General features: G+C 73.4%; 9 protein-coding genes and 2 pseudogenes. 7 read left to right on the top strand and 4 right to left on the bottom strand.

Going from position 1 to position 12,601, the window contains the following annotated elements; genetic code table 11:
- Positions 1-1,730: 1,730 nt before the first annotated feature.
- Positions 1,731-1,974: pseudogene (locus tag ABZ881_RS28580) on the top strand (transposase); the annotation flags it as partial.
- Positions 1,975-2,456: 482 nt separating this feature from the next.
- On the opposite strand, the gene ABZ881_RS28575 reads toward ABZ881_RS28580, so the two are convergent.
- A complete protein-coding gene (locus ABZ881_RS28575; protein WP_358488788.1) occupies positions 2,457-3,725 on the bottom strand; it encodes an ABC transporter ATP-binding protein in 1,269 nt (422 codons plus the stop codon).
- Between the two features lie 341 nt (positions 3,726-4,066).
- On the opposite strand from ABZ881_RS28575, the pseudogene ABZ881_RS28570 reads away from it, so the two are divergent.
- From ABZ881_RS28570 to ABZ881_RS28560, 3 genes and pseudogenes are all read left to right on the top strand, one after another.
- Positions 4,067-4,363, top strand: a pseudogene (locus ABZ881_RS28570) (MFS transporter); the annotation flags it as partial.
- 61 nt (positions 4,364-4,424) lie between these two features.
- Positions 4,425-4,712 (top strand): MFS transporter, encoded by a 288-nt coding sequence (locus ABZ881_RS28565; protein WP_358488787.1) that lies wholly within the window; start codon positions 4,425-4,427, stop codon positions 4,710-4,712.
- Positions 4,713-4,876: 164 nt separating this feature from the next.
- The gene (locus ABZ881_RS28560) at positions 4,877-4,987 is read left to right on the top strand and encodes a universal stress protein (RefSeq protein ID WP_358488785.1); all 111 of its coding nucleotides are present in this window, start codon (positions 4,877-4,879) and stop codon (positions 4,985-4,987) included.
- On the opposite strand, the gene ABZ881_RS28555 is transcribed toward ABZ881_RS28560, so the two are convergent.
- The gene (locus ABZ881_RS28555; protein WP_358488784.1) at positions 4,974-5,717 is read right to left on the bottom strand and encodes a TetR/AcrR family transcriptional regulator; all 744 of its coding nucleotides are present in this window, start codon (positions 5,715-5,717) and stop codon (positions 4,974-4,976) included. The genes ABZ881_RS28560 and ABZ881_RS28555 overlap by 14 nt on opposite strands.
- Before the next feature lie 160 nt (positions 5,718-5,877).
- Complete coding sequence (locus tag ABZ881_RS28550; RefSeq protein ID WP_358488783.1) at positions 5,878-6,906, bottom strand: AraC family transcriptional regulator; 1,029 nt, start codon at positions 6,904-6,906, stop codon at positions 5,878-5,880.
- Between the two features lie 265 nt (positions 6,907-7,171).
- Here ABZ881_RS28550 and ABZ881_RS28545 point away from each other — a divergent pair, with 265 nt between their 5' ends.
- The gene (locus ABZ881_RS28545; RefSeq protein WP_358488782.1) at positions 7,172-8,329 is read left to right on the top strand and encodes an aminotransferase; all 1,158 of its coding nucleotides are present in this window, start codon (positions 7,172-7,174) and stop codon (positions 8,327-8,329) included.
- Between the two features lie 116 nt (positions 8,330-8,445).
- Positions 8,446-9,579, top strand: coding sequence for a DICT sensory domain-containing protein (locus ABZ881_RS28540; RefSeq protein WP_358488780.1), 1,134 nt, complete (start codon positions 8,446-8,448; stop codon positions 9,577-9,579).
- A 9-nt stretch (positions 9,580-9,588) separates the two neighbouring features.
- Here the strand turns inward: ABZ881_RS28540 and ABZ881_RS28535 are convergent, their stop codons facing one another.
- Positions 9,589-11,238 (bottom strand): GMC family oxidoreductase, encoded by a 1,650-nt coding sequence (locus ABZ881_RS28535; protein WP_344023694.1) that lies wholly within the window; start codon positions 11,236-11,238, stop codon positions 9,589-9,591.
- Positions 11,239-11,475: 237 nt separating this feature from the next.
- On the opposite strand from ABZ881_RS28535, the gene ABZ881_RS28530 reads away from it, so the two are divergent.
- Entirely contained in the window at positions 11,476-12,594 is a 1,119-nt protein-coding gene (locus tag ABZ881_RS28530) for a DegT/DnrJ/EryC1/StrS family aminotransferase (protein WP_358488778.1), read from the top strand.
- Positions 12,595-12,601 lie beyond the last annotated feature (7 nt).

Here is a 12,601-nt window from a genome sequence, read left to right as displayed (position 1 = left end):
TTCCCGCCGGCTGACCCCGCACCAGCGACCCGACCAACCCCGCGGAGCACCCGACAGAACCGCACGCCGGACACTCCCGCACGCCGTCACACCAGCTCCAGCAGACAACACCGAATCCGAGATCAATCAGCAGCGTCATGAATGACCGGGGTTGGTCACCGACGCACTCGGTATGGCCATCACCCGCCGCGACCCCGAACCGCACTCGGCGATCCTGCACCCCGACCACGGTTCGCAAGGCGGATTCAACTGGTCGTCGCAACACCTTGATCATGGAGGTGCCAGACGGGACGACTGAGGAAACGGACGATCACGATCTGGGCCGACCAGTGAAGCGTCCACCTCCGGGCGCCACCCAACTGCGACATAGCAACCACGCCGAGGCAGATTCTCCACCAGCCCTTCGCTCTCCAGGAGGATCAGGAGGGCTGCGGAGTTGATGACCGACGAGACCCTGCGCGCGCTGCGTGACGACTGGTGGCGAGAGTTCCCCCCGTGGGCGACATCGCGTGCACAGCATCGACTTCGATCGACGCGCGTTCGTCCAAGGAGTGGCAGGCATGGCGTGGGCCCTCTGCCGGGGTCGTTCGGCGACACCATCTCACCGTCGGCTTCACCGACGCCCGCGGCCTCCGGTGACCCCGCACTGGACGGTCGGGCGGGTTCATCGACGCCCTGCACCGCACTGCATCCCGAGCCGTCCATGTGCCCGGCGCCGGTCCAACGTGGGTCAGCCGTGGTCGCCGCTCAAGTGAGGGACTGTAAGAACTTGACAGTCCCGGAACCCGTCGATCCCGCGCGCCGGTCGGCCCTGACCGATCAGGATCGGCCCCTACTGCGGACACGGGCGGGGGTCGTCAGTCGGGATCCAGCACAGGACGGTGTCCAGGTCGACTCGGGCGAGCAGCGGAGCGGCTAACGTCCTCCGCGCGGCGACCGGGGTGCGCGACCGAGCCGAGCGGCTCCTCACCGTGGCTGTCCTGATGACGGGTGGCGACGAGGGCCATGTGATGGCAGGTGAGGTCGAACCGCAGGCCCCTGCTCGCGGTCGCGATATCGAGGTCGCCGCCGGACAGGATCTTCCGGACGTACGCCGCCCGCGCAATCGATCCGCCGCGGGCGAGCCAGATGCACCCCCGGCGTCATCTCGGTCCGTCGACACTCGTCAGTGTCCGTCCCGACAACCGGCTGTCGACCGGCCCTTAAGAGTCGATCGAGCCCGTACAGATGGACACTCACGAGGATCCTGTCCATCGTCGACATCACCAGGTCATGGCTTCTACAACCGTCCGAGTACCTGTCCCAACCACTCCGCCCACGGGATGGACAGGTCGTCGAAGGGTGTGGCTAGCGTGCAACTCCCCCCTCGGACACACTTTCGTGACATCCCTGCCACACCTGACGGGCCAGTGCTTGAAGGCACCCCATCACCACTCCGGTGGCACGACTGCCACATGCGGGTGGTCCTTGTGAGCGCCGAATCCATCACACCGCTCCTGGTCCCTGCCGCAGTGGCCGACGCCTCGCCCCCGATCGGCCTGCCGCGTGTGCCGCTTCCCCCTCGAGTGGCGTCCACTTGCTCCTATGTCAAGCGGCGGTGTCAGCGTCCTGTTGCGGCTGTGAGCAGCGGTCGAGGTCGGCGAGTAGGGCGCGGTAGACAACGTCGGACAGCCTGCGCTTGAGCACTCGGATGGACCCGGTCTTGGTGTCGCCGCCAGCTCGGCGGCGGGGCGGAGCGAGCGCTCACGACGGTGGTCGCGACCTGCTACCTGCTCGGGGGTCTCCACCCGGCGGATGGAGAAGCTCGTCGGGTCCCTCGGGATCACCAGACTGTCCACGTCGCAAGTCTCGGAGATGGCCCGAGACCTCGACGGCCAGGTCGAGCAGTTCCGGACCCGCCCGCTCGACCAGGGCCCGTACACCTGTGTCGCCGCGGACGCCCTGGTGCTCAAGGTCCGCGAAGGCGGCCGCGTGGCAGGCGTCCACGCCGGCTGCGGCCGGTGAGGTGGTGGTCGAGCTCGACCGACCGCAGCGCCCGGCCCGCCGGGAAGGGCGGCGTTCGAACCTCTCGATGCCGAACGCGCCGCCCGCGACGCGCTCTCAGCGCGACCGGTGCGAGCAGCCCGATCGACTCGTGGGTGGGGAGCAACCCGACCGCGGTCGTCGACCGCCCATCAGCACCAGGGTGAGCAACAGCGAGGTCGTCCGGCTGACCCGGTCGCCGATGTAACCCAAGAGCACCGCGCCGACCGGGCGCAGCACGAGCCCGATGGCGAACGTCCCGAGCGCGGACAGCGTCTGGGCGACCGGGCACCCCAGGCCGGGCGTTGCGGCCCGGGCCGGGCCGGGCCGGACATCTGAGGTGGCGCCCGGGCGGTACCGGACCTGCGGGATCCCATCGCGATCGGGGTGGCCGGGGAGACAGGTGGTGGAGCGGGAGGGGCGGTCGGCGACGGTCAGAGGTGCAGCGCGGGCGGCCCGGGGACACCGCGCCCGAGATCGATCCGCAGGCCGCGATCGTCGAACAAGTGGATGTCGCCCAGCGTGAACCCGATCGGCATGGTGCGCCCCGGCGCGATCCCATTTCCGGGCGGCAGTCGCACAACGAACTCCGCGGACCTGGTGGGCTGGTCGAGCGGCGGGAGGACGGTGTCGGAGACCGCGGTCGCGATGCCGCGACCGCCGCCGGGACGGCCGAACCAGCCGCGCCGGGGGCCGACCACCGGGCGATCCACCGGGGGCGGGCCGGTGTCGACGGCGCCCGCCCCGATGTCGAGCCGGGCGTAGGTCCCGCCCGCGCGGTGCTCGACGGTGAGCACCCGCCCCTGCAGGGCACTGCCGGGCCGGCCGGGCCGCACCGCCTCCGGCCGGACGCCGAGCACCAGGCGCTCGCCGTGGTAGTGCGCGATCGCCCGGGACCGGATGTCGTTCCACGGCAGCCGCAGGTAGCGGGTGCCGACGCCGAGCGCCACGAACTCCTCCAGCTCGACGTGCACGCTCGCCTCGACCAGGTTCATCGGCGGGTCGCCGAGCGCGGCGGCGGTGAAGACGGTGCCCGGATCGGCCCACAGGCCACCCGGCGTGCCGACGTCGCGGATCCGGCCGGCCCGCAGGACGACGATCCGGTCCGCCTCCTGCGGTGCGGTGTCGACGCCGGCCGCCGCGTAGAGCACCGTCGCGCCGAGCTCCCGGATCTGCTCGGCGACGACGGGGCGCAGCTCGTCCCGGGCCCGGGCGTCCATCCCGCTGAGGGGCTCGTCCAGCAGCAGCAGGCGCGGCCTGCAGATCATCGCTCGGCAGAGCGCGACCCGGCGCAGGTCGACCGCCGAGAGCTCGCGCGGCCGCGACCGCAGCAGCGGGGTGACGCCGAACCGGCCGGCGACCGCGGCGACGCGCCGCTGCTGCTCCCCCGCGCCGAGGCCGGACATCGTGAGCGGGAGTGCGATGTTCTCCCCGACGTCGAGCCGGGGATAGAAGTTCTGCTGCGGGGTGACCATGGCCAGCGGCCGATCCTGCGAGAGGACGTCGACGACCGGCCGGCCGTCGAGCAGAACGGCGCCCGCCGAGGGTGCCGTCGCCCCTGCGGCGAGCTGCAGCAGCGTGGACTTGCCGCTGCCGGCCGGTCCGAGCAGGACGACGGTCTCCCCGGGCGCCACGTCGAGGTTCACCCCGGTCACCGCGCAGGAGCCGTCGGCGGCGCGCTTGCTCACGTCCCGGAACGACACGGCACTCACCATCGGCCCCCCGCTGCCGTCACCCGGTCACCACTGTTTCACACATTAGATCAGTGGTGTTTCAGATCACAAAGATACACAACGCAACCGGACGCCTTGCAATCGGGGTATCGGCCGCCACAGACCACCCGTTCAGCGCAATATCGCGACCACTACGTGTCACACCCTCGTGCTTTGACTATATGTCTGTACAGAATATTGGCGGAATTGCGTGGCGTACCTAGCGTTCGGGTCCGGGTCGACCGTCGAAGACACCGGGCGTCGTACGGTTCGCGGCCACCGCCGGTGTGCGACACGCCCAGGATCCGGCCGCCTCAACGGGGAGAACCGTCATGTCCCTGCGCACCGATGCGGGAGCCACCGAGCTGCCTCCGGACACCAGGGGGCCGCACTCGCGGCGCCTCGGACTGATCACCGTCATCGCCACCTTCGGCGGCCTGCTGTTCGGCTACGACACCGGCGTCATCAACGGCGCGCTGGAGCCGCTCACCCGGGACCTCGCGCTGACCGCGTTCACCGAGGGCTTCGTCGTCAGCATCCTGATCTTCGGTGCGGCTGCGGGCGCCTTCGTCGGCGGGGCCCTGTCCGACCGCTACGGCCGCCGGCACACCATCCTGCTGCTGGCGATCGTGTTCATGGTCGGCACGCACGGCCGCGTCGTCGCACCGAACTGTGCTGTCCGTGTTCTGCATGCAGGGCTCGCTCGGGCCGCTGACCTGGCTGGTCTGCTCCGAGATCTTCCCGCTGCGGATCCGCAGCATGGCGATCGGGATCAGCGTGCTGGCGCTGTGGCTGGCCAACGCGCTGGTCGCGCTGGTGTTCCCGCCGATCGTCGAGGGCATCGGGATCGCCTCGACGTTCTTCATCTTCGTGGTGCTGGGGCTCGTGGCTCTCGCCTTCGTCCACACCATGGTCCCGGAGACCCGCGGCCGGTCCCTCGAGCAGCTCGAGGCCGAGTTCCGCGAGCGCTACTCATGATCCACCCGACGATCGGAAGGACGACGACGTGAGCGATCTGGTGGCGGTTCCGGCCGGCCCCGAGGGGCGGCCGCCCTGCAGGCGGGTAGCGCCGAGGCGACCCTGCTCGGCACCGAACTGGTCGTGCTGAACCTGCCCTTCGACCCGAGCGGCGGGGCCTCCCGGTGATCGGGCTGCGCCGGCGCAGCCCGGTGAGCAAGGCGGTGCTCGGCAGCGTGTCGCAGCGGCTGCTGCTGCCGGCCCCGGTCCCGGTGATCGCCGTCAAAGCGGGTTGACCGAGGCGACCGCCGCCGCCTCGGCCGCGCCGGACGTGGCGGGGGCGGCGGCCCGGCCCCCCGGCTCCACCTCCCGGGCCAGCACCGCCACGAACGGCGCAACGTAGAGGGCGCGGACCCGGTCCCAGCCCTCGTCGGAGTCGAGATCGAGGGTGGAGACCGGATTGAGGACGAGCGACACGACCAGCCGGACCAGCAGCTCGGCGAGCGGCTGCACGTGTCCGGGCGGGATCTGCAGCCCGGCGGCCGCGATCTCCCGCCGCACGTGACCGGAGATCCACTCGGTCGCCACCGAGATCAGCGGCCCGCCCGCGGTCGTCAGGTGCGGGAGCAGGATCTCCGGCTCGGTCCGCAGCAACCGGGCCAGCACCGGGTGCCGGCGCAGGTGCTCGACGCAGAACCGGACGCCGACGGCGAGCTTGCCGTCGATCGTCGGCTCCGCCTCGACCACCGCGTCGGCCTCGGTGGTGAACCGCCGCAGCTCGGCGGTCAGCAGCGCGCGGACCAGCTCGTCCTTGCGCGGGAAGTGCCGGTAGACGGTCATCCGGGAGACCCGGCCCCGCCGGGCGACCTGGTCCATCGTGAAGCGCCGCAGCCCGAACTCCTCGACCACCCGCCGGGCCGCGGACAGCACCCGGCCCGCGGTGGCGTCGGGCGGCTCCCGGCCGGGATCGAGGACGTCCACCCGGAGCTGCTGGAAGTTCCCGGAAGCGGGGCCACCCCTCGACATCGGCGCTGTGACACCTCCGTGGCGGCCGCCGGGGGCCGGGCGCCGCCGGGGCACCATCCCCCCGCCGCACGGTCCGGCCCGTCCCCGGCGGGACGATTTTGTCCGGACACCCTAGCCGAAGGTTCACCTGATCGTGTCGTCATGGAACCGGCCGGTGCGGTCACAGCTGTCCTTTCGGGCAGTTCTTCAGGACGTCGGAGGGCAGCTCACCGAACTCCTCGCGGAACCGGCGGGAGAACCGACCGAGGTTGCCGAAACCCCAGCGGCTGGCGACGTCGGCCACCGTCACGACGGCCGGGTCGCCGGCCCGCAGCTCGGCGCAGGCCTTCGCCAGCCGGATCCGGATCAGCATCTGCAGCGGGCTGGTGCCGAGCTCGCGCCGGAACGCCTCCTGCATCGACCGGACCGAGGTGCCGCTCGCCCGGGCCACCGCCCGCGCGCTGAACGGCTCGCCGGCGTGCTCGTGCAGGTAGTCGACGGCCCGGGAGGCGGCCGAGCGCGGCACCGCACCGGGGGTGGCCTGCGGGTACCGCGACTCCGTCGGGTGGGTCGCCAGCAGCACGCCGACCAGGTGCCGGTGCAGCTCGGCCCACCACAGCGGGCCCGCGTCGCGCAGCTCCGCGGAGCGCAGGGAGCGTTCGAGCAGCTGCACGCCCGACTGCCACAGCCGGGCGTCGCGCTCGGAGGTCGGACAGCGGAGCAGGAACCGGGGCAGCGGCACCGGATCGTCGCCGACGATGTCGGCGACCGCGGCGTCGAACGCGACCCGGTCGATCCGGATCCCGCTGATCGCGGCGTCGTCGTGCCAGTGCATCCGGAACTCGAGCTCGGCGTCGAGCGCCACCGACCGGCCGGGGACGAGCGTCTCCGACGACCGGCCGCCGCTCACCGTGACCGTGCCGCTGATCGGCTGCACCACGCAGTGCACCCGGTCCAGCGGCGCGGTCGCCACGACGTCGCACTCGGTGCCGTAGCGCAGCTCGTCCAGCGCGACCGGCCCGTCGGACAGCGACGCCTGCACCGCGCGGAACCGGTCGGGATCGCCGCGGACGGTGATGGTGTGCGGCGCGTACGCCCGCCCCGCCACCGCGCGGGCCTGCTCCACGTCGGTCGTGTCGAGTTCGACGGTCGTCCCGTGCGGGACACATGTCCGCAGCCCCACCGCCCGAGAGCTCTCCGGCTCTCCCATGGAAACCCCCTCGGGTTCCGGATCACCGCGCGGCCCGGGTTCTCGAACCGCCAGTCAATGTTACAACAGGCGTACCAATGTAAGGCCGGGCTCCAGGTTGGACAAGCGCACCCGCCGTCCTTTGCGGCATGTTTACGCGATCACCCCGCCGCAATAGCGATATACAATCGCAATTAGGTTGTGACTGCGCCCGGATCCGCTGACTAGACTGCGCCGGGCTCCGCCGACGGACGCCCGACGACGACCGAGAGGACGGCGGCCAGCGTTGCGACTCGACCCGACGACGACCGGTGGGATCGACTCCCCGATCGGCGCAGCGCAGGCGCTGCTCGCCCTGCACGACGGACGCCGGCCGCTGCTCGACCTCTCCCAGGCCGCCCCGCCCTACCCACCGGCACCGGAGGTCGTCGAGCGGGTCGTGGAGGTCGCCAGGGACCCGGCCGGCGCGGGCTACGCGCCGGTGCCCGGCCTGCCGGCGCTGCGCCGGGCCGTCGCCGAGGAGCTGAGCCGGGACTACGCCGGCGGGATCGACCCGTCCGACGTAGTGGTCACGGCCGGCTGCAACCAGGCGTTCACCACCGTCGTCTCGGCGCTCGCCGGTCCGGGCGACGAGCTGGTCATGCCGCTGCCGTACTACTTCAACCACGACATGTGGGTCCGGTTGCAGGGCGTGCGGCCGGTCTACCTGGAGCCGGACGCCGATCTGGTGCCCCGGGCCGCCGACGCCGAGGCGCTGATCACCCCGCGGACCCGGGCGGTCGTGCTGGTCACCCCGGGCAACCCGAGCGGGGTCACGGTCCCGCCCGCCGAGATCGTCGCGTTCGCCGAGCTGGCCCGGCGGCACGACGTCGCACTCGTGCTGGACGAGACCTATCGGTCCTTCCGGGACACCGACGCCCCGGCGCACCCGCTGTTCGCCGATCCGCAGTGGCGCTCCACAGTGGTCAGCCTGCACTCGTTCTCCAAGGACCTGGCGATCCCCGGCTACCGGGTCGGCGCCGTCGTCGGCGCGCCGGAGCTGAACCGCGAGGTGCTCAAGGTGCTCGACTGCATCGCGATCTGCGCGCCGCGGGCCGGGCAGGAGGCGACCCTGACCGGCCTCACCCGGGCCGGTACCTGGCGGGCCGAGCGGGTGGCCGAGATCGCCCGGCGGCGGCAGTGGCTGGTGGACGCGCTCGCACCCCGGCCGGGCGGGTTCGAGGTCGTGTCCGCCGGCGGGTTCTTCGCCTGGGTGCGCCATCCGTTCACCGACCGGCCCAGCACCGACGTCGTCCGCGAGCTGCTGCTCGAACACGACACGCTGGTCATCCCGGGCACCGCCTTCCTGCCGGAGGACCGGCAGATGCTGCGGGTGAGCGTCGGGCGGGTGGACGCCGACGCGGCCGGCACGCTCGCCACCCGGCTCGCCGCGATCGGCGGCTGATCCCGGCCCCGCCCTCCCGGCCCGGTCACCCGGGTGCACCCCCCACCGATCGCGGATCGTGCACACTCGGGGGACAATGATCACAGGCGTTACTGCGGGGGTGTGAAGGGAGCCGGGTGCACGATGCCGAGCCAGGAACCGGCACCGCGCCCGACGACGACGCCACCCGATCACGCACCGTCACCAAACCGCTGCTGATCGCTCTGTCCCGGGCGGTGGAGGACTTCGCCCTCGCCCCGGCCCGGGACCGGCCGATGGCCGTCGTCGGCCTCTTCCAGCGGGCCGGCTACCTCACCCCGCAGCTCCCCACGTGGGCCCGGATCGCGCAGGAGTGCGCGGGCGGTGCGGCCGTCGCCGCCGCCGGCGCCGCACCGCCGGGGCTGCCGCCCGGGCTCGGCCACGTCCGGCTCGCCGACTCCGAACCCGCGACCCGCGAGTGGAGCGTCACCGTGCTGACCCCGCGGTCCGGCGCGACCGTCGTGGCGCACGACCTGGAGTCCGTCGACGGCTCGGCCCGGTCGCTCGAACGCGGCAGGCTGTTCGCCGCCCGCTGGTCGTTCCGGCACGCCGACGCGCACGCCGAGCTGCTGCGGCTGCGCCACCAGCTCGGATCGCGGCTCGGCGCCCGGCGCACCGGCGCGCTGGACGAGGTGCTCTCCCGGGTGCTCCCGATCCCGGGCACCGCCACCGACCACCGCTACGACGCCGCCGCCGACCGGCTCGCCCGGTACCTGTCCGAGGAGCGCAGGCGGGCCGACCTGGCCGAGACCCGGCTCGACGAGCTGGAGCCCGGCGCCGAGCGCGACCCGCGCAGCGGACTGCCCACCCGGGCGTTCCTGGACCGCTGGACCGCCGGATCCGCCCCCGGCACGCTGCCGCTGGGCCTGGTGCTGCTGCGGGTGCAGGGGCTCGGCGCCGTCAACCGCAGGCACGGGTTCCGGGCCGAGACCGCCGTGCTGCGCGGGGTCGCACGGCTGCTCGCCGCGCACTCCGGGGCGTCCGGGCGGGCGGTCCGGGTCGGCCGCGAGGAGTTCCTGCTGATCCTGCCCGGGCTCGACGTCCGGTCGCTCGCCACCGTGGCGCGCAGGCTCTGCGAGACGGTCGCCGGGCTGTCCTCGGCGTTCCCGTTCGTGCCGACGCCGTGCCACGCCGTGATCACCCGGACCCGGTACCGGCCGCTCCCGCTGGACGCCCTGTGGGCCGCCCTGGACGGCGCCACCGGGACCGGGGTCACCCTGCTGCAGAGCTGACCTGGCGGCTCAGGACTCCCGGGCGATCAGCTCCGCGGTCCGGCAGGCCAGCGCGACCAGCGCGAGCGTCGGGCCGACCGCCCCGGCGGACGGGAAGACCGCGCTGGAGGCGATGTGCACGTTCGGCGTCCCGTGCACCCGGCACTGCGCGTCCACGACCCCGGTGCGCGGCGAGTCCGACATCCGCAGCAGGCCCATCTGGTGCGTCCCGTCGGTCATGTCCATGTCGTGCACCCGCTCGACGTCGGACATGTCGACGTAGGCCAGCCCGCTCCGCTCCAGCTCCTTGCCGATCAGGCTCAGCGAGGTCGCGATCGCGTCCCGGTCCGACGCCGACACCCGGTAGTCCACCCGCAGCCGGTGCTGGCCGAGCGCGTCCCGGTCGCGGTCCAGGGTGACCCGGTTCGCCGGGTCGGGGGTCTGCTCGGCGTCGAACCGCAGCCGGCAGTGGCCCGAGTCCAGCGGCATGAACGACGGCAGCCGCCGCTCACCGGTGATCCGCGGCCGGGCCCAGCCGCGGGCGAACCGGGCGACCCGCAGCGGATCGGCGGCCACGTTCCGGACGTGCCGGCCGATCCCGGTGGTCCGCGCGTACTGGGCGTGCGTCCCGGCCGCCTTGAACCCGGCCCGCAGCTTGCCCATCCCCCAGTAGGTCAGCGCGAACGTCGACAGCAGCGCGTCGCCGTGGTCGGGGTCCTTCGGGTCGGCGAACCACAGCGCCGCCTTCAGGTTGCCGAGCCGGTGGTCGGCCTGTGCCCGACCGGACAGCGAGAGCATCCGGCGGGCGTACACGCCGTCGTCGGTGGGCAGGTAGCCCAGGCCGAGCTCGCGGCCGGCCCGGGTCAGCCGCAGCCGGCCCACCTCGCCGACCGGGTGCGTCATGTAATGGGTGCCGACCTGGCCGTGCTCATCGCCGATCCCGGCGCCCAGGCCGGTGCCGCCGTACCCGTCGGACGCCAGCAGGATCCGGGTGGACTCCAGCCCGCCCGCCGCGACGACGAACTGCTTCGCCCGGACCCGCACCTCCAGCCCCGGCCGCGGGACGACGACCGCCTCGGTCGCCGCGCCGGACACCGGATCGCGCTCCAGGCGGGCCACCGTGGCGTGCAGGAACAGCCGGATCCGGCCGGACTTCGCCATCGCCTCCACCCGCGGCGCGAACGACGTGGGCGGGCTCCACCGCCACAGGTCGTCCCAGCGCAGCGACTCCGACGACACCCCCGGCGGCGTCAGCGGGAAGCCGGACCCGGCCGCCGAGTACTCGCAGGCGCCGGCGTCGAGATGCCGCTGCGCGACCGGGTACCAGGTGCGGAGTTCGTCGTGGGTGATCGGCCAGGTGGTGCCGGGCAGCCACTCGCGCTCGGTGAAGTCGACGTCGTCGAGCGGGGCGCAGCGCCCGCCCCAGACGATCGAGGTGCCGCCGAGCCGCTTCTGGCGGACGGCGTCGACCGGGTCGTGCGCGCCGCGCCCGGTGATCCCGCGGTAGGTGTCCCGGGCGGTGCGGCCCATCCCGGGACCGCCCCCCTCCAGGACGACCACGCGCAGGCCGCGGTCGGCCAGCTCGGCGGCCGCGGCGGCGCCCGCCGGGCCGCTCCCGATCACGCAGACCTCGGCCTCGAACCAGGATCCGGGGAGCGCTCGCCTGGTGTCGATGAGCATGCGGCGCGGGTCCTCTCAGGTCGTGTCGGCGGAACCGGCCGGCCCCCGTCGCCCGGTGTCACCGGGGGCGGGCGCCGCGGCACCGGCGCAACGGTGGGTACCGTCGTGTCCGGTTCCGCCGTAATGCGCGGGACAGTGGTCGGTGTGATGAACGACCGGGACGCCGGGTTCGTCCGGCACCACCGGTCCAGGAGGACAAGTATGGGACTCGCCGCGATGGCGACGAGCGCGCGGGGTATGGCTGCGACCGTCCGCGTGCTGGGACGGGGTGAGCTCGGCCGGTTCACCGGCGGGGACCGCTCGGAGGTCGGCCGGTTCGAGCGCGAGCTCGCGGACCTGGTCGGGACGCGACACGCGCTGGCCGTGAACAGCGGGACCAGCGCGCTGGTGGCCGCGCTCGTCGGTGCCGGGATCGGCCCCGGTGACGAGGTGCTGGTTCCCGCCTACACCTGGGTGTCCACGGCGGCGGCGGCGCTCGCCGTCGGCGCGGTGCCGGTGCTGGTGGAGGTCGACGGCTCGCTCACCATGGACCCGATCGACCTGAAGGACCGGATCACCCCGCGCAGCCGCGCCGTGCTGCCGGTGCACATGATCAACCACGTCGCCGACATGGACGCGATCATGGAGGTGGCCGCCGCGCACGACCTGCTGGTCGTCGAGGACGCCTGCCAGGCGATCGGCGTCACCTACCGGGGGCGCCGGGCCGGCTCGATCGGGCACGCCGGCTGCTTCAGCTTCAACCAGCACAAGAACATCCGCTCCGGCGAGGGCGGCGCGCTGGTCACCAACGACCCGCGGCTGTTCGAGCGGGCGTCGATGTACCACGACGTCGGCAGCTACGAGCGGGCCGGCTTCGCCGGTTCCGACGCCGACCTGATCGTCGGGGTGAACCTGCGGATGCCCGAGCTGTCCGCCGCCGTGCTGCGCCCGCAGCTCGCCGGGCTGGACGCGCAGCTGGCCCGGCGCCGCAAGCACCGCGGCATCGTGCTCGAGTCGCTCGCGTCGCGGGTCGGCCCGGACCTGCGCCCGGTGCCGCACCACGATCCGGCCCGCGCCGCCGGGCTCGCGCTGGAGTTCGGCACGCCGGACGCGGCCGTGGAGTTCGGCGCGAACCGCGGCGTGCACCGGCTGATCGACACCGGCCGGCACGTCTACACGAACTGGCGCTCGCTGCAGGCCCGCAACCCGCTGCACCCGGCGCTGGACCCGTACGCCGCGGTCGACGCCGCGATCGACCACGGCCCGGACGCCTGTCCGCGGACCCTGGAGATCCTGGCCCGCACCTGCGCCGTCGACCTGGCGCCGGAGCTCCCGACGCCGGCCTTCCGGCTGCTGGCCCGGCGGCTGGCCGGCTGAGCAGGTC

It is taken from the genome of Pseudonocardia sp. NPDC046786 (assembly GCF_040645415.1).
GTDB classification, from domain to species: Bacteria; Actinomycetota; Actinomycetes; order Mycobacteriales; family Pseudonocardiaceae; genus Pseudonocardia; species Pseudonocardia kongjuensis.
The sequence above is the reverse complement of the archived record's forward strand: the minus strand, read 5'-3'. Positions and strand labels throughout refer to the sequence as shown.

What these genes read in the sequence shown, in the direction of transcription:
- ABZ881_RS28550 (WP_358488783.1), bottom strand. Translation starts at nt 6,906, where the DNA reads ATGGGAGAGCCGGAGAGCTCTCGGGCGGTGGGGCTGCGGACATGTGTC.
- ABZ881_RS28535 (WP_344023694.1), bottom strand. Translation starts at nt 11,238, where the DNA reads ATGCTCATCGACACCAGGCGAGCGCTCCCCGGATCCTGGTTCGAGGCC.
- ABZ881_RS28565 (WP_358488787.1), top strand. Translation starts at nt 4,425, where the DNA reads ATGCAGGGCTCGCTCGGGCCGCTGACCTGGCTGGTCTGCTCCGAGATC.
- ABZ881_RS28555 (WP_358488784.1), bottom strand. Translation starts at nt 5,717, where the DNA reads ATGTCGAGGGGTGGCCCCGCTTCCGGGAACTTCCAGCAGCTCCGGGTG.
- ABZ881_RS28530 (WP_358488778.1), top strand. Translation starts at nt 11,476, where the DNA reads ATGGCTGCGACCGTCCGCGTGCTGGGACGGGGTGAGCTCGGCCGGTTC.